We start from the raw sequence: 23,152 nt of genomic DNA on the forward strand, positions 1-23,152 counted from the left end.
CAATCCTTGTCCTCCTGATAGTTGGTCAATTCCGGGAGCCGCCATACCCCGGAACCATTATCCCGAGCAGGCAGAACTTCCCAATGCCAAAGAAGTTCATGAAACGCTATCTACCAACGCCGGAACGGGTGCGCTCGATCGAGTCGCTGCACTTCCTCGGAGATATCCTTCATGAACCCAACTTGTGGCACATCAATCGCCACAGCGTCGCCAGGGCGTTCCTGGTCGGTATTTTCCTGACATTTATACCGATGCCGTTCCAGATGGTTGCCGCTGCCTTCTTCGCCATCTGGTTCAACGCCAACCTGCCGCTTTCGGTAGTGCTCGTCTGGATCAGCAATCCGGTGACCATGCCACCGATGTTCTACTTCAATTACAAGATTGGAGCCTGGATACTGGACAGACCGGTACTGAACTTCGAGATCCAGTTGTCCTGGTCGTGGCTCAGCGGCCGCCTGATGGATATCGGCATCCCTCTCTACCTGGGCTCGGTACTGGTGGCCACCTGCTCGGCCTGCCTTGCCTATCTGGTCATTCAATTCCTGTGGCGGCGCAAGGTCCGCAGCGACTGGCGGGAGCGCCAGCTACTTCGAATACGCCACCGCCGGGCCACCCGCAAGTCCAAGCCGGGCGCCGACGCCCATCAAAGCTCCTGAAACAGTTCACCCTGCTCCAGCCGAAGCACCCGCCCCAGGCTCCTGGCCATGGCCATATCGTGGGTGACCAACACGAACGCAATGCCAATCTGGTCCCTGAGCGACTCGATAAGCTCGCGGACGCTTTCCCCGGTCTGCTCATCCAGATTGCCAGTGGGCTCATCCATCAAGACGCACTCGGGCTCGTTCACCAGGGCGCGGGCAATCGCCACCCGCTGACGCTCACCACCAGACAGTTCTCCGGGTTTATGCCCCAGACGCGCGCCTAACCCGACACGTTCGAGAATGGCGGTTGCCTGTTCCGAGGCCTGGCGAACGCCACGGCCACCCAACGCACCCGGCATCATGACGTTTTCCAGGGCCGAAAATTCCGGCAACAGATGATGGAACTGGTAAACAAACCCCAAGTGACGATTGCGAAAACGCGCCCGGCCGGATTCGCTCATCCGGTGAATATCCTGCCCGCAGATATCAATATGACCCGAAGAAGGTTTATCCAGCCCCCCGAGCAGGTTTAGCAGCGTGGTTTTGCCAGCACCACTGCTGCCAACAATGCCTACCGATTCGCCGGCCGATACCTGAAGCGAAATGTCCGAGAAAATCGTCAGCTTTCCCGGCCCTTCGTTATAGGTTCTGGTTACTTTTTCGCAGTTGATCACCAATGACCTGTCATCGTTCATGGTTGCTGAATCACTCATATCGCAGGGCCTCTGCCGGGTCGACGCGGGATGCTCTCCACGCTGGATAGATCGTTGCCAACAGACTCATGGCGAGGCCGGCACCACTGATGATCCACACGTCCTGCCATTGCAGCTGGGACGGCAGATAACTGATGAAATAGACGTCAGCACTCAGGAACTGATGTCCCATGAACGCCTCCAGCCAGGCAATAAACCCGCTGATGTTGTAGGCACCCAGAATGCCCAGCGCTGTGCCCACCAGGGTGCCGGTAATGCCAATCACCGCGCCCTGAACCATGAAGATCCGCATCACTCGCCCGGGTGTTGCGCCCATCGTGCGCAGGATAGCGATATCAGCTGTCTTGTCGGTAACCACCATCACCAGTGTCGACACAATGTTGAACGCGGCCACCGCGACGATGAACATCAGCAGCAGGCCGATCATGGTCTTCTCCATGCGGATGGCCTGGAACAGATTGCCATGGGTTCGGGTCCAGTCAGATATGAAGTGGCGACCGCTCAGCTGGCGCGCAACTTCTTCTGCCACTTTCGGAGCCTGAAACAGATCGTCCACCAGAAGGCGCACGCCCTGGGCTTTGCCGTCGGTGCGTATGAGCTTTGATGCATCATCCATATGAATCAGGGTGTAGTTGCCATCCAGTTCCGCCCCGACGCTGAATACGCCCTTGACCGTGAATCGCTTCAGTCGCGGCAATACCCCGGCTGGAGTTACCGATGCTTCCGGCAACACCACGGTGACCCGATCACCCAATTGCAGGCGCAGGCTGGCGGCCATCTGCCGGCCAATAATGATGCCAAACTCTCCGGACTTCAGATCGTCCAGCCCGCCTTCGATCATATGGTTTTCAATGATGGAAACGCTCCGCTCCTGCTCTGGCAGTACACCATTGAGCATGACGCCGCGAACGTCACCGCCACCCGTGACCATGCCCTGCCCCTGAATAAAGGGCGCTGCAGCGATCACCGATGGGTGTTGCTCTACTTTCCGGTCCACTTCCTGCCAGTCATCAAGATCAGGGTTACCCTGGATCACAGCGTGAGGCACCATGCCCAGAATCCGCTGCTTGAGCTCACGGTCAAAGCCATTCATCACCGACAACACGATGATGAGGACAGCCACGCCCAGCATCAGGCCAATCATGGAGGTCAGGGAAATGAACGAAATGAAGTGATTACGTCGTTTGGCCGCGGTGTACCGCAAGCCGACATACAGTGATAAGGGTCTGAACATTGGGAGGAGCCTGTCGCTGCCTTCTGGTCTGTCGAAAATCCTGCGGCGATACGGACCGTCAGGAAGCTGCTAAACTGCTATCAGGAAACAATAATACCGCGTTATGGAGCCCAGATGTCTGAAACGACACCCGACAATAACCCGGCGAATAATCCTTCTGATCGCAGGGACTACTTTCGCATCAGTGACCATATTGGCCTGGAAATCCGAACGCTGGGTCCTGGTGAAGCTAATCGGGAAAACCCCTTTAACGGCAATCACATGGAGAGCCTGCGTTCGGAATTCAGACGCCTGGACCAGGATGTCAGGGCACAGCTCGCCAACCTGGCAGAACGTGACCGCCTGCTGACCTCGCTGATCAAGTCTCTGAACGGGAAGCTGGATACGTTGGCGCGCATTATGGCCTTTGAGCAAAATCCGTTGCAACCTGGGGACTGGCAGGACGTCACACTCAGTGAAGGCGGGCTGTCGTTCCACAGCTCCACCAACCGTTTTTCCGCCGGTGACCAACTGGCCCTGAGAATGACGCTGCCACCGGAGCTGTTTCAACCAGTGGCGACTGCCAGAGTCATCGACGTTGTACCTGACAAAAGCGGCGGTGGCAGGGTTCATACGGAATTTACCGACATTCAGGACAGCGACCGACAGCAAATCGCCCGCCACGTGATGCGATGGCAGATCCGCCAGCGACAGAAAGAGTAAACGGTCCACAAATCATCGAATTCGGGCTGACTTTTGTTAGTCTTTGGTGGATATTACGTTTTATCAATGTCTGGCGAGTACCATCCACGGCACTTTCCAGATTTTCCAGGCAACCCCGTTCAATCGGATACGACGATCCCAGGGAGTAAGTCACTGATGAAAAACCGCACCATAAAAGCCGTTTGCGCCGCCGCAGCCCTCTCAGGACTGGCGGTAGCCCCGCTTGCCACCGCGGTGGCGGAAGAGGTTCGGGTTCCAGTGATGTCGCAGGCTGAGCGCGGCGCACAGGAAAACCTTCCACGTACTGGCATGAGTCAGTCCGGCGTTCGCAACGGCTGGGGCAACCCGATCCGCACCTCCGGGCCTGTGGGCAACCCACCCATATCACAATGGCACTACGCGGATTTTGTCGTGTACTTTGAAGCCGATCGGGTGATCCATGCGGTGCTGAAGCCCAGCCGCTAAAAAATCCTCTGCATATCCTGACGCAACCCCGCTCGTTCGTTAGAATGGCGGCTTTTGGATAAGGTGTTCACAACTTGACTTCCAGACCTGTGATGCCCGCCGAGTGGGCACCCCAAAGTGCCATCATGCTTACCTGGCCCCACCCCGGAACGGACTGGAGCGACATCCTTGCCGATGTCGAGCCGGTGTTTATGGAGATCGCGCAGACCGTCTTGCGCTTTCAGCACGTATTACTCAGCTGTGAGCATGTTTTCCGTTTGCAGGAGCTGGAAAGGGAACTTAATCAGTTCGCTCAGGAGAACGGTTTGCCCGGCCGCGTTGCGGCCGTTCCTGCCCCGGCCAACGATACCTGGGCACGCGACCACGGGCCCCTAGCCATTAGCCGTGGCGAGGGCCACGAATTACTGGATTTCAGGTTCAATGCCTGGGGCGGAAAATTCCCTTGGGAAAAGGACAATGCCCTGAACAGCCACCTGTCGAATTTTGGCAGCTTTGGCACGACACCGCTGATACCGGTCGACTTCGTTCTCGAGGGAGGCTCTATCGAATCCGATGGTAAAGGCACCTTGCTGACCACCAGCGAATGCCTGTTGACGCCATCCCGCAATCCGTCCATGGATCGAGCCGGTATTGAACACCTGCTGTCGGAAACACTGGGCGCCGAGCGCATCCTCTGGCTGAACCACGGCTACCTTGCCGGTGACGACACTGACAGCCATATCGACACCCTGGCGCGCTTTTGCGCCCCCGACCATATCTGTTACGTGGCCTGCCCGGACGTCAGCGACGAGCACTACAGCGCCCTGGCGGCCATGGAGGAGGAGCTGCAGCAATTCCACCAGGCTGACGGCCACCCCTACCGCCTGACCCCGCTGCCCTGGCCCGATGCCATCCATGACGAAGACGGCGAGCGCCTTCCCGCAACCTATGCCAATTTCCTGGTTATCAACGGCGCTGTGCTGGTACCGGTTTACGGGGTGCCTCAGGATGAAGACGCCGTGGCCACCCTGTCGAACGTTTTCCCTGAGCGGGAAGTGATTCCGGTGAACTGCCGACCACTGATCACACAGGGAGGCAGCCTGCATTGCGTCACCATGCAGATACCGGCAGGGGTTGTAGGCGCATGACTCAGGTTCCTCAATCCGCCGATCTGGCCATTGCCGCCATTCAGCAGCAATGCAGCGCTGACAAGGATACCAGCCTGGCAACCAGCGAACGTCTGATCCGCCAGGCGGCTACGGACGGCGCCCAGCTCGTCGTCCTGCAGGAATTGCACGCCACGCTTTACTTTTGCCAGACCGAAGACACCTCGGTATTCGAACTCGCCGAGCCGATTCCCGGCCCGACCAGTCGTCGGCTATCCGCTCTGGCGGCGGAACTTGGCATCGTTCTCGTCGGGTCTATCTTTGAACGGAGAATGAACGGCGTCTACCACAACACGGCCGTCGTTTTTGAGCGGGATGGAAACATCGCCGGCCTCTACCGCAAGATGCATATTCCCGACGATCCCGGCTTCTACGAAAAGTTTTATTTCACCCCGGGCGACGCCAGCTTCAACGACGGCCGCAACGGCTTCACCCCCATTGACACCTCCGTGGGTCGGCTGGGTGTGCTGGTGTGTTGGGACCAGTGGTATCCAGAAGCCGCTCGCCTAATGGCCCTGGCCGGCGCAGAGGTATTGATCTATCCCACGGCCATTGGCTGGGACGTCACCGACGACCCGGAGGAACAAGCGCGCCAGTTGGATGCCTGGGTAACCGTTCAACGCGGCCATGCGGTTGCGAACAACCTTCCGGTCATCGCGCCAAACCGAGTCGGCACGGAACCAGACCCTTCAGGCAACTCTGACGGCATTCGTTTCTGGGGCAACAGCTTCATCTGCGGACCCCAGGGAGAATTCCTGGCCCGTGCCGACGACAAGTCGGAAACCCTACTGTCCGCCACCATTAATCGCTCTCGCAGTGAATCGATTCGTCGCATCTGGCCGTATTTCAGGGATCGGCGCATCGACGCCTACGGTGACATTCTCAAGCGGGTAAGGGACTAAACACTTCATGAAAAAACTGACCGACACGGTTATCCGCGAGTTAAACAGCATACTGCTGGGCAAGGATCACCAGGTACGGCTTTCACTCTGCGGCTTGCTGGCCAAGGGCCACCTGCTGATTGAAGACATTCCGGGAATGGGCAAAACCACCCTGTCCCACGCACTGGCCAAGGTCATGGGCCTGACCTACCAGCGCATCCAGTTTACCAATGATCTGTTACCGGCTGACGTGCTTGGCTTCTCCATGTACGACAAACAGGCGGGCAGCCTGGTGTTCCATCCCGGACCGATCTTCGCGCAGGTTGTGCTGGCTGATGAAATCAACCGCGCGTCTCCCAGAACCCAGAGTGCATTGCTGGAAGCCATGGAGGAACGGCAGGTTTCGATCGAAGGCGAAACCCGCCCCCTGCCCCACCCGTTCTTCGTTATCGCCACACAGAACCCCATCGAGCAGGGAGGCACCTACCCGTTACCGGAATCCCAGCTTGACCGGTTTCTGATGCGCATACGGCTGGGCTACCCCGACCCGCGCGCCGAACGGGAACTGCTGGAAGGTGAAGACCGCCGGGTCATGACCGACAGACTGCAATCACTGCTTTCTTCGGAAAACCTGCAAACCCTCCAGGACGCCGTCAACCGGGTGTCCACCAGCCCCGCACTGCTGGACTACGTACAACGCCTGCTGGAACAGAGCCGGCGCATGCCCGGCCTGCTGTACGGACTATCGCCCCGGGCGGGTCTCGGCCTGGTCCGCGCCGCACGGGCATGGGCCCTGATGGATGGGCGCCACCATGTCTTACCGGACGACATCCAGGCGGTCTTTCCGGCGGTCGCCGAACACCGCCTGGAACAGGGCGAGTCCGGAAAGAGCGCGGAGAGAGTAAGGCAACTTCTGACCTCCGTCTCTGTCATTGAATAGATAGCATCACTTAATGGAATGAATTGGGCAAAACAACTGGAAACCAATCCTGTTCATGTTAGCCTTTTGCCCTTTTCCTCCGGGCCAGCCCCCGGACCAACGTACCGATTACGTGAAAACGCGGCCAGCGCAACACGTCCAGATTCGTTAGCGAGAGAACCACAATGAGCGAAACCAAGCACTCCAGACTGATCATCCTAGGCTCCGGCCCCGCCGGCTACACCGCTGCCGTCTATGCCGCCCGTGCCAACCTGAAACCCACGCTGATCACCGGTATCGAAGTGGGCGGACAGCTGACCACCACCACCGACGTGGACAACTGGCCGGGCGACAACGATGGCGTACAGGGCCCTGAGCTGATGCAACGTATGCTCAAACACGCGGAGCGCTTCGAGACCCAGGTGGTCTACGACACCATCAACGAAGCCGACCTGCGTATCCGTCCCTTCCGCCTCAAGGGTGACAGCGGCGAATACACCTGCGATGCATTGATCATCGCCACTGGCGCCTCCGCCATGTACCTGGGCCTGGACTCGGAAGAAAAATTCAAGGGCCAGGGCGTCTCCGCCTGCGCCACCTGCGACGGTTTCTTCTACAAAAAACAGAAAGTCGCCGTCATCGGCGGCGGCAACACCGCCGTCGAAGAAGCGCTGTACCTCTCCAACATCGCCGACGAAGTCACCCTGGTACACCGCCGCGACAGCCTGCGTGCTGAAAAAATCCTGCAGGACAAACTGTTCGAAAAAGCCGAAAACGGCAACGTCAACATCATCTGGGACCACACCCTGGACGAAGTCCTCGGCGACGGCACCGGCGTCACCGGCATGCGCATCAAAAGCACCAAGGGCGAATCCACCCAGGAAATGGACCTGGCCGGCGTCTTCATCGCCATCGGCCACAAACCCAACACCGACCTGTTCCAGGGCCAACTGGATATGGAAAACGGCTACATCAAAATCCGCTCCGGCCTGGAAGGCATGGCCACTCAGAGCAGCATCCCCGGCGTCTTCGCCGCCGGCGACGTAGCCGACCACGTCTACCGCCAGGCCGTGACATCTGCAGGCTTCGGCTGCATGGCAGCACTTGACGCCGAAAAGTTTCTGGACCAAGACTGAGTTTAACCGAGAAACTTATTCGGAAGTGGTTCAGGGCAGGCACCTCCGAGGCCTGAAAGGCGAGTGGTTACGGATGTCTGAAACTGTGCGGAGCCATGGATGGCGGAGCCCAAGCGCCACACGGACGTGCTCGAGCGTGTTTCAAACATCCGTGACCACTCGCCGACTCCACCAACACTCGAGTACTAACTCCGGACCGAGATGACGTCACTACCCTGGCTAGACCCCGACCAACTCTGGTTCCCCCCCGCCGAACAGGCCCTGGACGACCCCGACGGATTGCTGGCACTGGGCGGTGACCTATCCACCGAGCGGCTCAAACTCGCCTACCGCAACGGCATCTTCCCCTGGTTCAGCGACGACCAGCCCATACTCTGGTGGTCCCCCAGCCCCAGATGCGTCCTTTTCCCGGAAGAGATCCACATCTCCAGAAGCCTCCGGCGCACCCTCAACCGCGGCTATTTCACCATCACCGCCGACCAGGCTTTCCCCCGCATCATCCGCCTCTGCGCCAACACCCGTGCCGAAGGCACCTGGATCACCCAGGATATGATTGACAGTTATGGCCAGCTTCACAAACAGGGGGTAGCCCACTCCATAGAAGTATGGAATCCAAAGGGAGAACTGGCCGGGGGAATGTACGGCCTGGCCATTGGCCGCTGCTTTTTTGGTGAGTCCATGTTTTCACTGGAAACCAACGCCTCGAAAGTATTGATGGTCCATCTGGCCAATCAACTCCGGGATTGGGGCTATCAGATTATGGATTGCCAGGTGGAAAGCGGCCATCTGTTGCGAATGGGTGCGCGAAGTATCCCACGCAGCGAATTTTTATCTATACTCAGGACATGCGTCGACAGTAGTCCGGACCACAGCGACTGGGGCTTCCGGTGGCAGTGGCCCGGCCCGGAGGTGTGAATGAGCAATCTCAGGACCCTGGTGTTTTTTGCCACGCCGGCCCACGACTGCAGTTACCTGCCAGATCGCGAAGCAACCACCATGTTCGTCGACCCGAGGGCCCATGTGGACAAGCGGCTGTACAGCCAACTGACCGCCCTGGGCTTCCGTCGAAGTGGCTCGCATTACTATCGCCCCCACTGCGAAAGCTGCAATGCCTGTGTTCCTGTCAGGCTCAAGGTGGAAGAGTTCCAGCCTGACCGCAGCCAACGCAGGGTCATGAAAAAGAACGCCGATCTTAGTTGCCGCATGGTCAAGGCAACCTTTTCGGAACGGTATTACAGCCTCTACGCCCATTACATTGAACAACGGCACTCTGACGGCGACATGTACCCACCCTCCCGTGAACAGTTCATGTCGTTCCTGGTGGAAGGCGCCACCGATTCCTGGTTTGTCGAAATCATGGACGGAGACAACCTGGTGGGCCTGGCCGCCGTGGACATGCTGGACGAAGGCCTGTCCGCCATCTATACCGTATTTGATCCTGCCTACGAAAGCCGAAGCCTGGGCACCTTTGCGGTGCTTTGGCAGATAGAGGAAGCAAAACGGCTGGGGCTTCCGCACCTGTATCTGGGGTATTGGATCGAAGAATGTCGGAAAATGAACTATAAAACACGATTCCGCCCGATCGAAGCGCTTCGGGACGGGCAATGGCACACCATGGAAGTGAACTGATTTTGCCAAATGGCGGCAAATCAGGCAGAATTGCGCAATTTAAAATCACAGCAAGCCAATTTACGAGGTTTTTACTGAATGGCGAAGTCCGATGCTATTGAAATGGAAGGCGTTATTGTTGATACGCTTCCAAACACCATGTTCCGGGTTGAACTCGAAAACGGCCATATTGTGACCGCTCACATTTCTGGCAAGATGCGCAAGAACTATATCCGTATTCTGACAGGCGACAAGGTCAAGGTAGAACTGACCCCCTACGACCTGAGCAAAGGACGCATCGTGTACCGCGCCCGCTGATAGCTGTATGAGACTTGAAAGCCCCGAATATCGGGGCTTTTTATTTTCAGGCCTTTCCATGCCAGGCCGCTACTCCCGATTGTCCGCCGAGCATTCCATCGCGCCTGGATTGGTATAACACCGCACCTTCCGCAGTATCGTCATCATGTCGTCATGGTACACACCCGCAGCCAGCATGCCCGAGTCTTCCGTGGACTGCTGCATATCAATCCTCACGCTGCGCAACATTTCCTGGTAACCCCGGACGGCTTCGGGTGAAATCTTGACCCAGCGCTCCTCGGGAATCGACCGTTCGTACTGCCTCACAATGCGCATGGCCTCGGGGTAGAGCCTGGACATGATCCGCCGTGACTTCCTGACAAAAGCGTCGTCGAACTCATCCGCCCGGGCGATCAACTGAACGGTTACCTGCCCTACCGGATAATCGACAATACCACCTTTGCTGCCCATGCCCCGGAACATCTCCAGCACCTCGTAGGCTGCCGCCGGCGCATAACTGATATCAGCCTCGCCGGAATTGAACAGGCTGGCAAAGTCGGAAATTTTTGCCGCAACCGGCACCGCGCCAACATACTCAACCATATGACGGGCATCGTGGTGCCCCTCGAACACCGTGATGCGCTTTCCCTCCAGAGCCTCCACGTGGTCAATCGCCCGGTCGTTCACGAACAGGTAAGCCGCTCCCATCGGCGTCACACCCAACACCTCGTAACCATTCTGCTCAAGATGACGGTCAACCCTGGGGCTGGCCAGAATATGGAGCAGCACTTTCAGGTCTTCATAATAGGGAATCGCCCCGATGGCACTGATGGAGCCTGAAAAATCGTTGAATTTACGGGCGCCCATATCGGTCACCGCCACAATGTCGCAACGCCCGGCTCTTAGATCTGCGACGGCCTGATCTTCATCGGTGTAGGGACGCATGTTAAGGCCTACGCCGGCCAATGCGGCCTTGCGGTGGTAATCCTGCAACGTACGGTAGACAAATCCACTTGCTCCGGCGACATCAAATACACAGAACTCACGGCGCTCACTCGCGCCGGCATTGCTCCAGCCGGAAAGCCCGAGCACAACCAGCAAAAGCATGGATAACGCTTTCATTTCCCGGTTCTCCTTATCATTGTTGTTTCACGGAAACACAGACCACGGCGCGTACGCGTCAGGTAATCTGACTGTCAGACAACAATTTGACAGAGAAGCGGAGCAATTGGATTGACGACAATGTCAGGGCTGGCCCTTCAACAGAGTCAATTGATGGTCGGCCAGTGACAAAAAAGGCCATGCTGTTTCCAGCATGGCCTTTCCAAGAGGAGAAGAATCGCTCAGGGCTGCTTACACAGCCTCAGCCGGTTCGTCCTCGTACTCGAACTCCAGTTCACCATCCTTGAGGTGAATGTGGACATCACCACCATGCTCCGACAGCCGGCCGAACAGGATCTGTTCCGCCAGGGGCCGCTTGATCTTGTCCTGGATCAGGCGAGCCATCGGGCGTGCCCCCATGGTGACATCGTAGCCCTTCTCGGCCAGCCATTCCTTCGCGGCGTCGTCAACGTGGAGCACCACGTGCTTCTCGTCCAACTGCGCCTGCAATTCCGTGAGGAACTTGTCCACCACGTGGGTGATGGTGGCCGGCTGGAGATCACCGAACTGGATAATGCCATCCAGGCGGTTGCGGAACTCCGGCGTAAAGGTCTTGGATATGATTTCCATACCATCCGTGCTGTGGTCCTGCTCGCTGAAGCCAATGGAACGGCGGGCCATGCTTTCAGCACCGGCGTTGGTGGTCATCACCAGGATCACATGACGGAAATCCGCCTTACGACCGTTGTTATCCGTGAGCGTACCGTGATCCATCACCTGCAGAAGCAGGTTAAAGACCTCCGGATGAGCCTTCTCGATCTCATCCAGCAACAGCACACAATGCGGATGCTTGCTCACGGATTCCGTCAGCAGACCACCCTGGTCATACCCGACATAGCCCGGAGGCGCACCGATCAACCTGGACACGGTATGCCGCTCCATGTACTCGGACATGTCGAAGCGCACCAGCTCGATACCCAACACCTTGGCCAGTTGCTTGGTGACTTCGGTTTTGCCCACACCCGTGGGGCCGGCAAACAGGAAGGCACCTTCCGGCTTCTCCGGCGCCTTCAGGCCGGCACGGGCCAGCTTGATGGCGGTGGACAATGACTCGATAGCCGGATCCTGCCCGAAGACCACCATCTTGAGATCCCGCTCCAGATTGCGCAGCAGGTCCTTGTCGCTGGTGGATACGTTCTTCGGCGGGATGCGGGCGATATTGGCCACCACATCCTCGATTTCCGACACGTCGATTGTCTTCTTGCGTTTGGCCACCGCCAGCAGACGCTGATGGGCACCGGCTTCGTCGATTACGTCAATCGCCTTGTCCGGCAGGTGGCGATCGGTGATGTAGCGTTCAGACAGCTCAGCCGCCACACGCAGTGCCTGATCGGTGTACTTCAGGTCATGGTGCTTCTCGAAATGGGACTTCAGCCCCTTGAGGATCTGGTAGGTATCCTCAACGCTGGGTTCGTTCACATCAATCTTCTGGAAGCGGCGAGCCAGCGCGCTGTCCTTCTCGAAAATGCCACGGAATTCCTGGAAGGTGGTGGAGCCAATGCACCGGATTTCCCCTGAGCTCAGCATGGGCTTGAGCAGGTTGGAGGCATCCATCACACCGCCGGATGCGGAACCGGCACCGATGATGGTATGGATTTCATCGATGAACAGAATCGCGTGCTTCTCTTTCTTCAATTCTGCAAGCAGCCCCTTCAGCCGCTTCTCGAAATCACCCCGGTACTTGGTGCCAGCCAGCAGGGCACCGAGATCAAGTGAATAGACCACCGCGTCAGAAATGATCTCCGGCACCTGGCTATCCACAATGCGCTTGGCAAGGCCTTCGGCAATCGCGGTCTTGCCCACACCCGCTTCGCCCACCAGCAGCGGATTGTTCTTGCGACGGCGAACCAGTATCTGAACCACCCGCTCGACTTCGTGTTCACGTCCGATCAGCGGGTCAATGCGGCCCTGGCGGGCCTGGTCATTCAGGTTGGTTGCGTAGCTTTCCAGCGGACGTGATGCACCGCCTTCTTCTGCGGCTTCATCATGAGACGCCTGATCGTGACCCTCCTGATCTTCGGCACCCTGAACGCGAGAGATGCCATGGGAAACAAAATTCACCACGTCAATGCGGGCGATGCTCTGTTTCTTGAGCACATACACCGCCTGGCTCTCCTGCTCACTGAAGATGGCCACCAGCACATTGGCACCGGTTACCTCCTTCTTGCCAGAGGATTGTACGTGAAATACAGCACGTTGTAGCACGCGCTGGAATCCGAGCGTGGGTTGTGTTTCCCGCTCGCTGTCGTTGCTGGGGATCAGTGGTGTGGTTGAATCCACAAACTCTACGAGTTCTTCCTGAAGCCGGGCCAGGTCTGCACCGCATGCTTTCAGGACGCCCACTGCCGATTCGTTGTCGAGCAAGGCCAGCAAAAGGTGCTCGACGGTCATGAATTCATGACGCTTGTCGCGGGCACTTTTGAAAGCCGCATTCAATGTAATTTCAAGATCTTTGCTCAGCATGGGCCACCCCAAGGTCTATCAGTCCGCACGTTCAATCTCGCAAAGGAGCGGATGTTCGCATTCCGAGGAATACTGGTTCACCTGTGCCGCCTTTGTTTCCGCGATGTCCCGGGTATATACCCCGCATACAGCCTTTCCCTGCGTATGGACGAGCAGCATCACCTGCGTCGCCTTTTCTTCGTTCATTCCGAAGAACTTCATCAACACATCCACTACAAAGTCCATGGGTGTGTAGTCATCGTTCAGAAGCAGAACCCTGAAGCGCGCGGGGCGCTTGAGGGCGGGCTTCTCGGGAGCAACACTGACATCGTCCTGACGTCCTGGCTGTTCGTCCTCCCCCTGATTTAATACTAGTAGAGAATTCTGGATAGTCCGCATGATTCTTTACCGGAAATCGGTGCCTCTGCTTAAAGATGGTTGTCTGCCGCCCGGTTTTCAAGGTACCTCCGGTAACCGGACGTGCGCTGGTTATCAATCTCGCCATGATACAGGCTCCGGCCCCGGTTCAACCATACATTCCGGCTATAACTGCTATTGACTCTGAGCGAATATTGGTCAACAGTACGATAGCAATGTAAAATATTGTAAATTGGCGTAAGAAGCCTATAACAGGCTGCAATCCGTGCAAGGCAAAACGCTCGGCAATAACATCAATAACAAAGACACTGACAGTGAAAGAACAGGGGAGTTCATCATGCCAAGAGGCAAAGTAAAGTGGTTTAACAATGCCAAGGGTTATGGCTTCATTATCGAGGAAGGCTGCAGTGACGATCTGTTTGCTCACTTCTCTTCAGTGCAAATGGAAGGTTACAAAACCTTAAAGGCCGGCCAGGCCGTCACCTTCGATAAAAAGCCCAGCGACAAGGGGATCCACGCGGTCAACATCGTTCCGGAGGAGCAGCCACAGAAGCAGAGTTCCCAAGAGAACGCTTCTGAGAAAACGTCCGGCAGTGACGACGACGTGGAACAGAATCAGGACAGTGGATACCAGGATCAGCCCCGCGCGGCAAACGCTTGACGGCTGACGCCACCACTGCCCAGGCAGATAACACCGGCCCACAATGACCGGCCAGTTAGCCTGTGTCCGGACGTTCGGTCGTTCCGCAACCAGATGGGGCGACCGGGCCCTCCTCCCCAACCCCCTCTCTCCCTACTTCTGGCATAATGCGCCTGTTCAAATTCGATTCCCTAAATCAAGGTTCATTTGCCACCATGGCAACGCTGATTCTGTTCAACAAACCGTTCCGGGTGCTTTGCCAGTTCACCGACGAGAAAGGCGGCACGGATGGCACCCTCCGCGCCACCCTTGCCGACTGGCTCAAGATCCCCGCTGTCTACCCTGCCGGGCGGCTTGACTATGATTCGGAAGGTCTCTTGCTGCTAACGGACAACGGGCAACTGCAGCATCAAATTGCCTCTCCCCGGCTGAAAATGCCAAAGACATATTGGGTTCAGGTTGAAGGCGAGATCAGCGAAACGGCACTGAAGAAACTGCGCGAAGGCGTGGAACTCAAAGACGGTAAGACTCGCCCAGCCGAAGTTACGACGATGGCTCCGCCGGAGATCTGGCCCAGAAACCCGCCAGTACGCTACAGAGCATCGATCCCCACGAGCTGGGTGAAGATCACCATCACCGAAGGTAAAAATCGGCAGGTCCGTCGCATGACGGCGGCAGTCGGCTTCCCTACCCTACGATTGGTTCGCTATGGTATTGGAGACTGGACCCTGGACGGGCTTTCGCCCGGCGAATACAGGGCAACATCCGTACATGCGCCTTCGCCCCCGCCTGGAACCGCGGCGCGGAAGGCGGCGAAACCCCGCAAATACGCACCCCGGAGGCGACCCCGCCCATGACCTGGACACCCCACGCCACAGTTGCCGTTATTGTTGAAGATGACCATGGCCGTTTTTTGCTGGTTGAGGAACTCAGCCATGGTCAGGTGGTGCTCAACCAGCCCGCGGGCCACGTAGAGGAAGGCGAAAGGATCCTTGACGCAGCGCAGCGGGAAACCCTGGAGGAGACTGGCTGGGAGGTGGTCCCTGAACACTTTCTTGGCGTCTATACCTACAAGGCCCCCGCCAACGGCGTTACCTACTACCGGTTTTGCTTCTCAGCCAGGGCCCTGGGCCGCGTGACCGATGAGCTGGACGACGGCATTATCGCTGCCCACTGGTTAACACCCGGTGAAATCCGCTCACAGGCCGACAAACTTCGGAGCCCTCTGGTCATGCAATGCATAGAAGATTACCGAAACGGACGCCGCTTTCCCCTGGATGTCATTGTCGAGCCGCAGACGTAACCTGGCTTAAATGCTAGAATCCGCCCCTTTGACCCGACAGACCCAGACATGACTAAAGCACCTGAAAATACCCGAGTGATTGTCGGCATGTCCGGCGGCGTAGACTCTTCCGTGGCAGCCTGGCTCCTGAAGGACCAGGGTTACCAGGTGGAAGGCCTGTTCATGAAAAACTGGGACGAGGATGACGGCACCGAATACTGCACCGCCATGACCGACCTAGCGGACGCTCAGGCGGTGGCGGAAACCATCGGTATTACGCTGCACACCGCCAGCTTTGCGGCGGAATACTGGGATCGGGTATTCGAGCACTTCCTGTCGGAATACAAGGCTGGCCGGACCCCGAATCCCGATATCCTCTGCAACAAGGAAGTGAAGTTCCGGGCGTTTCTCGATTACGCCATTACCCTGGGCGCTGACTACATTGCCACCGGCCACTACACCCGCCAGCGCCCTCTGAACGACGGCAGTGGCGGAGCCGAACTGCTCAAGGGCCTTGACCCCAACAAGGACCAGAGCTACTTCCTGCACGCCGTCTCTGGCGAACGTATTGCCCGTACGCTCTTTCCGGTGGGCGAGCTTGAAAAACCGGAAGTACGGCGCATTGCCGCCGAACAGGGCTTTATCACCCACGACAAGAAAGACTCCACCGGTATCTGCTTTATCGGGGAACGCAAATTCCGGGATTTCCTCAAACAGTACATTCCCGCGCAGCCCGGAAATATCGAGACCCCCGATGGCCAGGTGATCGGCCGCCATCAGGGCCTGATGTACCACACCATTGGCCAGCGTCAGGGCCTCGGCATTGGTGGCTTGAGTGAGTTTGGCGACGAGCCCTGGTACGTCGCGGAAAAAGACCTGTCCCGCAACGTACTGGTTGCCGTTCAGGGCAAGCATCACCCCCTGCTGTTTTCTCGCGGACTGATCAGCGGACCGGTGGATTGGATTGCCGGCGAAGCTCCGGCTGCGGAGTTCCGCTGCAAAGCCAAGACCCGCTACCGCCAACCGGACCAGGACTGCACGGTAACAGCCCTGGACAACGGGTTCAGGGTTGTCTTTGACGACGCACAGCGCGCCGTCACTCCGGGTCAGTCTGTCGTGTTTTACCGCGACGAGGTCTGCCTTGGTGGCGGCGTTATCGAACAAACCTGGCGGGACGGTGAGCAGACGCCCACAGGAACTGACAACAAGGCGGAAGGAGCCGGCGCATGAGCCGATCGATACACGACCAGACCCTGGCTCTGGCGGGCGTCTTCCAGGCCTCTGCTCTGGTCCAGCAAATAGCCCATTCCGGCCAGTGCGCGGAGTCCAGCTTTGAAACCTGCCTGCGCTCACTGTTCGCCACGCAACCTGAAACGACCCTGGATGTGTTCGGCGGTGAACTGAAGGACCTGCGTGAAGGCCTTTCCACCCTCGCCAGCGTAATGAGCCAACAGAGCAAACAGCAGGACATTGAAGTACTGCGTTACGCCCTGAACCTGATCAACCTCTCTTCCAAGCTTCGTCAAAACAGCGACATGCTGGATGTAATCGGCAGCCGGATCGACCAGGCCCGGCACACCGCAAGCCATTTCGGCTACAGCCACAGCAACCTGATTGCCAACGTGGCGTCGATTTACACGGACACCATCAGCACCTTCCGCCAGCGTATCCAGGTCAGCGGTGAGCCCACGATTCTTCAACGCGAGGAGAATGCGGCCAAAGTACGTGCCCTGTTACTGGCTGGTATTCGCTCCGCCGTCCTTTGGCACCAGACCGGCGGCCGCCGCTGGCAGCTTATCTTCACTCGTCGCAAGGTCATCATGACCGCCCGGGAATTGGCGGAGAAGGCAAACCGCTCGGTTTACGACTGAATCCCGGCCACCACTGGTGTATCATATGCGCCCCCAGTTTTTTCTTTTGACCGTATCTTTGATGACTTGAGAGGTTTTCGATGGAACTCAACGCCCTGACCGCCATTTCCCCGGTCGATGGACGCTATGGCAGTAAAGTCAGCGTTTTTCGTGACATTTTCAGTGAATATGGCCTGATCAGGAACCGCGTGACCGTTGAGCTCCGCTGGCTGCAGAAACTGGCGGCCCATCCCGGCATCACCGAAGTGCCTGCCTTCTCCGCCGACGCCAACCAGTTTCTGGATCGCATGATCTCGGAGTTCAAGCTGGCAGACGCGGAACGGATCAAGGGCATTGAACGCACCACCAACCATGACGTAAAGGCGGTGGAATACTTCATCAAGGAAAAGATCTCCGAGGTTCCGGAACTGCACGCCGTTACTGAATTCGTGCATTTTGCCTGTACCTCCGAGGACATCAACAACCTCTCCCATGCCCTGATGTTGCGCGAAGGTCTGGACCACGGCCTGCTGCCGGCCATGGAGCGCATCGTTGACCGGCTGGCGGAGCTGGCCCATGAGCACGCGGAACAACCCATGCTGTCCCGCACCCATGGCCAGACGGCCTCGCCCTCCACCGTCGGCAAGGAACTGGCCAACGTGGTTCACCGCTTACGCCGGCAGGTGAAACAGATTCGCGCCGTGGAGTTGATGGGCAAGATCAACGGGGCCGTAGGCAACTACAATGCCCACCTGTCTGCCTACCCATCAATCGACTGGGCCCAGAACGCCAAGGAATTCATTGAAAGCCTGGGCCTGGACTGGAACCCGTACACCACCCAGATTGAACCCCACGATTACATCGCCGAGCTCTACGACGCCATTGCTCGATTCAACACCATTCTGATCGATCTGGACCGGGATATCTGGGGTTATATTTCCCTGGGCTACTTCAAGCAGAAAACCGTGGAAGGCGAAGTAGGCTCGTCCACCATGCCCCATAAGGTCAATCCAATTGATTTCGAGAACTCTGAAGGCAACCTGGGCATTGCCAACGCCCTGTTCAGCCACCTGTCTGCCAAGCTGCCGATTTCCCGCTGGCAGCGTGACCTGACCGACTCAACCGTTCTGCGCAACCTCGGCGTGGGTTTCGCACACAGCCTGATTGCCTACGAGGCCTCCCTGAAAGGCCTGGGCAAGCTGGAAATCAACCCGGCACGCCTGGACGAGGACCTGGATCACGCCTGGGAAGTCCTGGCGGAGCCGATCCAGACCGTTATGCGCCGGTACAACATCGAGAAGCCCTACGAAAAGTTGAAGGCGCTGACCCGTGGCAAAGCCATGACACCGGATGTGATCAAGGCCTTTGTGGAGTCACTGGACATTCCCGATGCCGCCAAGGCGGAACTGATGGAACTCACTCCCGGCTCTTACATTGGCAACGCCACGCAACAGGCACGGGATATCTGAACCATGCAACTGCCCGGCGGAATGCCCGCCCAGGAATTCCTGCGGGACTACTGGCAAAAAAAACCACTGGTCATCCGCCAGGCCTTTGCGGGCTTTGAGTGCCCTGTCTCGGCCGACGAGTTGGCAGGACTGGCCTGTGAGGACGCTGTTGAATCGCGGATTGTGATCGAGGACGACAACGGCAAACCCTGGCAGTTGCACAACGGCCCTTTCGAGCCCGAGCGTTTCAGCAAACTGCCAGACAGCCACTGGACACTCCTGGTTCAGGGTCTTGACCACTGGGTTCCTGACTTTGCGGACCTGCTGGACGAATTCCGCTTCGTACCCAACTGGCGGCTGGATGACATTATGGCCAGCTACGCGCCAAAAGGTGGCAGCGTAGGCCCCCACTACGATCAGTACGATGTCTTCCTTCTGCAAGCCGAGGGGCACCGTCGTTGGACCTTTGGCGGCCATTGTGACCACACCTCGCCGCGCGTGGACGGTACGCCGCTACGAATCCTGAGCAGTTGGGACGGCGAGGAAACGGTAACCCTGGCACCGGGAGACATGCTGTACCTGCCGCCGGGCGTTGGCCACCACGGGGTCGCCGAGGACGACTGCATCACCCTGTCTATCGGGTTCCGCGCGCCTACGGTCGACGATGTACTGACAGGCTTCACCGACTTCCTGTGCAGCCGCTCCGATGCCTCTGAACACCTGGATGATCCGGACCTGAAGGTCCAGGACAACCCCGGCGCCATCAAGCCCGACGTTATCCATCGGCTTGACCGCCTCATCCGCGACCAACTCAGTGATCAACGCCAGTTGGCACTCTGGTTCGGCCAGTACTCAACGGCACCCAAGAGTCTGGAAATCGTTGTGCCCGCGGAAGAACCGGTCACACCAGAGTTGCTGGGCGAGTTGATTGCGGCCGGCAACCCATTGCGCTGGAACGAGGGCTCACGTTTCGCCTACCATGACTTCGAGGACGAAACCGCCCTGTTCGTGGACGGTGAGCAGTTCCTGCTTCGGGGCGACGCACGGCCCCTGGCACCCCTTCTTTGTGCCAGCGCTCGCCCGGACATGGGCGCACTGGCCAGCTTTGCCGGTGACGATGCCATACAGGGTCTTCTGAGCACACTCGTCAACCAGGGCTCTCTGTACTTTGACTGACATCTGACTGAAACCTGGGTGAAGGCAGCATGAACGTACGGGTTCGAAAATACAGCTGGCAACTGGCGCCGGCCGATGTCCGGAACATCCGCCAGTCCGTATTCGTGGACGAGCAAAAAGTCCCACCGGAACTGGAGTGGGACGACACCGACGAAATTGCCGACCACTACCTGATGGTATTACCCGACAACACCCCCGTTGGCGTCGCCCGCCTGTTCTCCACGTTGGAGGAAACGGCACACATCGGCCGCATGGCTATTCTTCCGGCACACCGGGGCAAGGGTCTGGGTGAAGTCCTGCTACGCCATCTTGTCTCCGAAGCCGCAGAGCGTTTCACCGAGCTGCAACTTTCCGCCCAGGAACACGCCATCCCCTTCTACCAACGCTCGGGCTTTCACGTGTGTTCCGACCTCTACGACGACGCCGGAATCCCCCATGTCGACATGCGCTGCCTCGCTCCGAAGCTGGTGAACGACGCCTATTCAACCCGTGAGAATCCCATGTTGTTGGGTGAAGATCGGGACGCCTGGCTGTTTGACCGCGAGAGCACCATGGTAGATTTGATCGACTCCCTGACTGGCCAGGCGCGTCAGCGGATCTGGCTGTATGACCGGGTGCTGGACCATGATCTCTATGACCGCCTGCGCTTCCGGGAACTGATATCCGGCCTGGCCCGTCGACATCGGCTCAGTGACGTGCGGCTTCTGATTCACGATGACAAGCCGCTGGTCCAACGCCGTCACCAGATTGTTGAATTGATGCGCCGCCTGCCCAGCCGGATTGAACTGAGGCTGGTGAACGAGGATTATCCGGTGGACGACCAGCCCTTCCTGCTCGCGGACCGCGAGGGCGTGGTTTACCGGCATGACTTCTACAAGCCGGAAGGCTTTGCAACGTTTGCAAACAGCGGCCGGGTAAAACTTCTCGCTGAGTCGTTCCAGCGCATGTGGGATGCAGGAAGGAGTTCTCTGGAACTGCGAGAACTACCGCTCTGAGTGGCGGATACCGGGCACCCCGGTGGATTCAAACTGTGCTCCGAACGGGGCAAATTCCGCGTCTACCTCTTCCGCCACTTCGGCAATCAGCTTACGTAACCACTGGTGATCCGTGTTGTGTTGCAACAGCGGGCTCCAGGCCATTTTGAGCTCGAACGGCGGTATCTCGAACGGTGGCACTTTAACCACCAGGTTGGCGTTGTCTTTCTGCAACCAGGCCGCCCGGCATGGCAGCGTGGCGATCAGGTCGTGCTGCTCCGCCAGCAGCATCGCCACCTGGTAATGCCGCGTAAACACGGAAATCTGGCGTTTTCGGCCCATCAGTGACAAGGCCTCGTCCACCCACCCCAGGCGCTGGACGTCTTTCGGGTTCACCCCCACCCCGACACCAAACCCGGTCTTGCTGACCCAGATATGACTGGCGTCCAGGTAGGTATCGAGGGTAAACGGCTCCTTGAGTATCGGGTTACGTGCGTTCATCAGGCAGGCAAAGTGCTCCGTCCACAGAGTTTTCTGGTGGAACGACTGGGGGATCTTGTCAAAACGGTTGATCGCCATATCGAGGCGCCCCTGCTCCACGTCGAGGAAGCTCACGTCACTGGGGGTAAGAACATCCAGAGTCACATGAGGCGCTTCCTGACGAATCCGGCGAAGTACCCGTGGCATCAGGCAGGATTCCGCGTAGTCACTGGCCATGATCCGAAACACGCGCTGACTTTCCATAGCCGCGAACGCGGTTTTCTCATGAACCGCCTGCTCAATATCGGACAGAATGCTCCGCACCAGTGGCTGTAGCTCAGTGGCACGCTCGGTTGCGGTCATCCCCTCACTGGTACGAACCAGCAGCGGGTCTCCGAACAGGTCCCGCAGTCGGCGCAGGCCGTTGCTCATCGCGGGCTGGGTAATCCCAAGATGATTGGCGGCTTTGGTGACGTTCCGCTCCCTCAACAGTACATCGAGATAAACAAGCAGATTGAGGTCTACCCGGGAAATGTCCATGACGTGGCCCCTATCGGAAGTAACACGTAAAAACGGCTTTTATTCACTAGAATAATGGTCAACAGGGTATCAATTCATCGGATTGATATGAAGCTGCAATCTTTCACATTTCAGAACGGAATCATCCGGGGTTTTCTGCTAATCTTCCGTATACTTGCTGGATTTCTCCGGATTTTTTCTGTGGCCGGAGCTGCCAGTGGCCTGTCCATTCAGCCGGAGTGTTTGCAACAAGATGGATACCACAATGATTGTGCTGCTACTGGCGGCTGTCGTTACCGTTTCGATCATTATTATTGTGGCCAGTCAGATGCGAGAGCGCGCACGTATCGAGCGTATTCGTAAAACAACGGCTCTGGAAGACAGCTACAAAAGAGCCGGCCGCCTGCTCTCCGAAATCCCGGGCCAGTATTTCACTGCAGATTTGAAACTGCTATTGATCAAGCGGATGGAGGAGTCTTGCAAAGACCTCCAGGCCCTGAAATCTGATCAGCCCGTTGAAGAACGACTGAGTGCTGTACAACAGCTGAAAAAGTCCGTAATGGACGGCGAAGACAAGCGCACTCCGATCAAGATCGACTCCCCCGAAAAGTCCACCTATGTCCAGGAGCTGCTGCAAAATCTGTTCAAGATGATCGAGGGCATGCACAAGGCCGGCAAGATTGATAGCGCCACCGCCAAGAAAAACCTGAAGTTCGTGTTGTTCCTGGTGCACAAGACCCACGCCGACCTGCATGTGTTCCAGGCACGCGATTATGTGAAGCAGAACCAGATTCGAAAGGCCATTCACGCCTATCATCTGGCCAGTACCGAAATGGGCAAGTCCAGGGACAACCCGATGGCCATGAAAGCCGTGAAAAGTTTCCGTACCCGCATCAAGGAACTGGAAGCCATCAAGGGGGACGAAGAACACAGTGCCGCGGCCGCGGGCCAGTCAAGCCTGGACAAGGAATGGGATACGTTCCTCCACGACGATGAGTGGCGCAAGAAAGCCGACTACGACGACTAGGCGCCAACTGGCGCCCCGCGAAAACCACCGAAAC

At 57.7% G+C, this 23,152-nt stretch carries 25 protein-coding genes; 19 read left to right on the plus strand and 6 right to left on the minus strand.

Features of this window, described 5'->3' with window-relative positions; all coding sequences use genetic code 11:
* Positions 1-83 precede the first annotated feature (83 nt).
* Positions 84-656, plus strand: a complete 573-nt coding sequence (locus ACTRWH_RS10615) for a DUF2062 domain-containing protein (protein ID WP_036205322.1) — start codon at positions 84-86, stop codon at positions 654-656.
* Here the strand turns inward: ACTRWH_RS10615 and ACTRWH_RS10620 are convergent.
* Both ACTRWH_RS10620 and ACTRWH_RS10625 read right to left on the minus strand, forming a co-directional pair.
* On the minus strand, positions 644-1,354 hold the full coding sequence (locus tag ACTRWH_RS10620) for an ABC transporter ATP-binding protein (RefSeq protein ID WP_036205321.1): 711 nt from the start codon (positions 1,352-1,354) through the stop codon (positions 644-646). The two genes, ACTRWH_RS10615 and ACTRWH_RS10620, sit on opposite strands and share 13 nt — an antisense overlap.
* Positions 1,347-2,588, minus strand: a complete 1,242-nt coding sequence (locus tag ACTRWH_RS10625; protein ID WP_036205320.1) for a lipoprotein-releasing ABC transporter permease subunit — start codon at positions 2,586-2,588, stop codon at positions 1,347-1,349. The genes ACTRWH_RS10620 and ACTRWH_RS10625 overlap by 8 nt, the downstream gene beginning before the upstream one ends.
* Before the next feature lie 114 nt (positions 2,589-2,702).
* On the opposite strand from ACTRWH_RS10625, the gene ACTRWH_RS10630 reads away from it, so the two are divergent.
* The 9 genes from ACTRWH_RS10630 (at position 2,703) to infA (ending at position 9,762) form a co-directional block, all read left to right on the plus strand.
* Positions 2,703-3,290: a PilZ domain-containing protein gene (locus ACTRWH_RS10630; RefSeq protein WP_036205319.1), complete on the plus strand. Its 588-nt coding sequence runs from the start codon at positions 2,703-2,705 to the stop codon at positions 3,288-3,290.
* A gap of 156 nt (positions 3,291-3,446) precedes the next feature.
* Entirely contained in the window at positions 3,447-3,755 is a 309-nt protein-coding gene (locus ACTRWH_RS10635; protein WP_041334275.1) for a hypothetical protein, read from the plus strand.
* A 92-nt stretch (positions 3,756-3,847) separates the two neighbouring features.
* Positions 3,848-4,882 (plus strand): agmatine deiminase family protein, encoded by a 1,035-nt coding sequence (locus ACTRWH_RS10640; protein WP_136633107.1) that lies wholly within the window; start codon positions 3,848-3,850, stop codon positions 4,880-4,882.
* On the plus strand, positions 4,879-5,802 hold the full coding sequence (locus tag ACTRWH_RS10645) for a carbon-nitrogen hydrolase (RefSeq protein ID WP_085680211.1): 924 nt from the start codon (positions 4,879-4,881) through the stop codon (positions 5,800-5,802). The genes ACTRWH_RS10640 and ACTRWH_RS10645 overlap by 4 nt, the downstream gene beginning before the upstream one ends.
* 7 nt (positions 5,803-5,809) lie before the next feature.
* Positions 5,810-6,721, plus strand: coding sequence for an AAA family ATPase (locus tag ACTRWH_RS10650; RefSeq protein WP_036205316.1), 912 nt, complete (start codon positions 5,810-5,812; stop codon positions 6,719-6,721).
* A gap of 164 nt (positions 6,722-6,885) precedes the next feature.
* Positions 6,886-7,836, plus strand: a complete 951-nt coding sequence (gene trxB, locus ACTRWH_RS10655) for a thioredoxin-disulfide reductase (protein ID WP_462826394.1) — start codon at positions 6,886-6,888, stop codon at positions 7,834-7,836.
* A gap of 201 nt (positions 7,837-8,037) precedes the next feature.
* Complete coding sequence (gene aat, locus ACTRWH_RS10660; RefSeq protein ID WP_036205314.1) at positions 8,038-8,751, plus strand: leucyl/phenylalanyl-tRNA--protein transferase; 714 nt, start codon at positions 8,038-8,040, stop codon at positions 8,749-8,751.
* Complete coding sequence (locus ACTRWH_RS10665; protein ID WP_041334264.1) at positions 8,752-9,465, plus strand: arginyltransferase; 714 nt, start codon at positions 8,752-8,754, stop codon at positions 9,463-9,465.
* Between the two features lie 78 nt (positions 9,466-9,543).
* On the plus strand, positions 9,544-9,762 hold the full coding sequence (gene infA / locus ACTRWH_RS10670; RefSeq protein WP_007153725.1) for a translation initiation factor IF-1: 219 nt from the start codon (positions 9,544-9,546) through the stop codon (positions 9,760-9,762).
* Positions 9,763-9,831: 69 nt separating this feature from the next.
* On the opposite strand, the gene ACTRWH_RS10675 is transcribed toward infA, so the two are convergent.
* The 3 genes from ACTRWH_RS10675 to clpS all read right to left on the minus strand — a co-directional run bounded on the left by ACTRWH_RS10675 (position 9,832) and on the right by clpS (position 13,743).
* Positions 9,832-10,863, minus strand: coding sequence for a putative solute-binding protein (locus tag ACTRWH_RS10675; RefSeq protein ID WP_051946689.1), 1,032 nt, complete (start codon positions 10,861-10,863; stop codon positions 9,832-9,834).
* 231 nt (positions 10,864-11,094) lie between these two features.
* Positions 11,095-13,365 carry an ATP-dependent Clp protease ATP-binding subunit ClpA gene (clpA, locus tag ACTRWH_RS10680; RefSeq protein ID WP_036205311.1) on the minus strand — a complete coding sequence of 757 codons (2,271 nt, stop codon included), beginning with the start codon at positions 13,363-13,365 and terminating at the stop codon, positions 11,095-11,097.
* Positions 13,366-13,383: 18 nt separating this feature from the next.
* Complete coding sequence (gene clpS, locus ACTRWH_RS10685) at positions 13,384-13,743, minus strand: ATP-dependent Clp protease adapter ClpS (protein WP_036205304.1); 360 nt, start codon at positions 13,741-13,743, stop codon at positions 13,384-13,386.
* 316 nt (positions 13,744-14,059) lie between these two features.
* Here clpS and ACTRWH_RS10690 point away from each other — a divergent pair, with 316 nt between their 5' ends.
* The 8 genes from ACTRWH_RS10690 (at position 14,060) to ACTRWH_RS10725 (ending at position 21,113) form a co-directional block, all read left to right on the plus strand.
* The gene (locus ACTRWH_RS10690; protein ID WP_041336669.1) at positions 14,060-14,383 is read left to right on the plus strand and encodes a cold shock domain-containing protein; all 324 of its coding nucleotides are present in this window, start codon (positions 14,060-14,062) and stop codon (positions 14,381-14,383) included.
* Positions 14,384-14,577: 194 nt separating this feature from the next.
* A complete protein-coding gene (locus ACTRWH_RS10695; RefSeq protein ID WP_085681995.1) occupies positions 14,578-15,219 on the plus strand; it encodes a pseudouridine synthase in 642 nt (213 codons plus the stop codon).
* Positions 15,216-15,665: an NUDIX hydrolase gene (locus ACTRWH_RS10700; RefSeq protein WP_041334261.1), complete on the plus strand. Its 450-nt coding sequence runs from the start codon at positions 15,216-15,218 to the stop codon at positions 15,663-15,665. Before ACTRWH_RS10695 ends, ACTRWH_RS10700 begins: the two co-directional genes overlap by 4 nt.
* 48 nt (positions 15,666-15,713) lie before the next feature.
* A complete protein-coding gene (gene mnmA, locus ACTRWH_RS10705; protein ID WP_075196225.1) occupies positions 15,714-16,874 on the plus strand; it encodes a tRNA 2-thiouridine(34) synthase MnmA in 1,161 nt (386 codons plus the stop codon).
* Complete coding sequence (hflD, locus tag ACTRWH_RS10710; protein ID WP_036205300.1) at positions 16,871-17,515, plus strand: high frequency lysogenization protein HflD; 645 nt, start codon at positions 16,871-16,873, stop codon at positions 17,513-17,515. The genes mnmA and hflD overlap by 4 nt, the downstream gene beginning before the upstream one ends.
* Before the next feature lie 80 nt (positions 17,516-17,595).
* The gene (gene purB, locus ACTRWH_RS10715; protein WP_041334256.1) at positions 17,596-18,963 is read left to right on the plus strand and encodes an adenylosuccinate lyase; all 1,368 of its coding nucleotides are present in this window, start codon (positions 17,596-17,598) and stop codon (positions 18,961-18,963) included.
* A 3-nt stretch (positions 18,964-18,966) separates the two neighbouring features.
* Positions 18,967-20,118, plus strand: coding sequence for a cupin domain-containing protein (locus ACTRWH_RS10720; protein WP_075196226.1), 1,152 nt, complete (start codon positions 18,967-18,969; stop codon positions 20,116-20,118).
* A gap of 29 nt (positions 20,119-20,147) precedes the next feature.
* Positions 20,148-21,113 carry a GNAT family N-acetyltransferase gene (locus ACTRWH_RS10725; protein ID WP_041334251.1) on the plus strand — a complete coding sequence of 322 codons (966 nt, stop codon included), beginning with the start codon at positions 20,148-20,150 and terminating at the stop codon, positions 21,111-21,113.
* On the opposite strand, the gene ACTRWH_RS10730 is transcribed toward ACTRWH_RS10725, so the two are convergent.
* Entirely contained in the window at positions 21,102-22,112 is a 1,011-nt protein-coding gene (locus ACTRWH_RS10730) for a LysR family transcriptional regulator (RefSeq protein WP_085680205.1), read from the minus strand. The two genes, ACTRWH_RS10725 and ACTRWH_RS10730, sit on opposite strands and share 12 nt — an antisense overlap.
* Before the next feature lie 232 nt (positions 22,113-22,344).
* Between ACTRWH_RS10730 and ACTRWH_RS10735 the strand changes: the two genes are divergently transcribed.
* A complete protein-coding gene (locus ACTRWH_RS10735) occupies positions 22,345-23,118 on the plus strand; it encodes a hypothetical protein (RefSeq protein ID WP_041336667.1) in 774 nt (257 codons plus the stop codon).
* Positions 23,119-23,152 lie beyond the last annotated feature (34 nt).

The organism is Marinobacter sp. G5_S1_61_S3, from assembly GCF_054968585.1.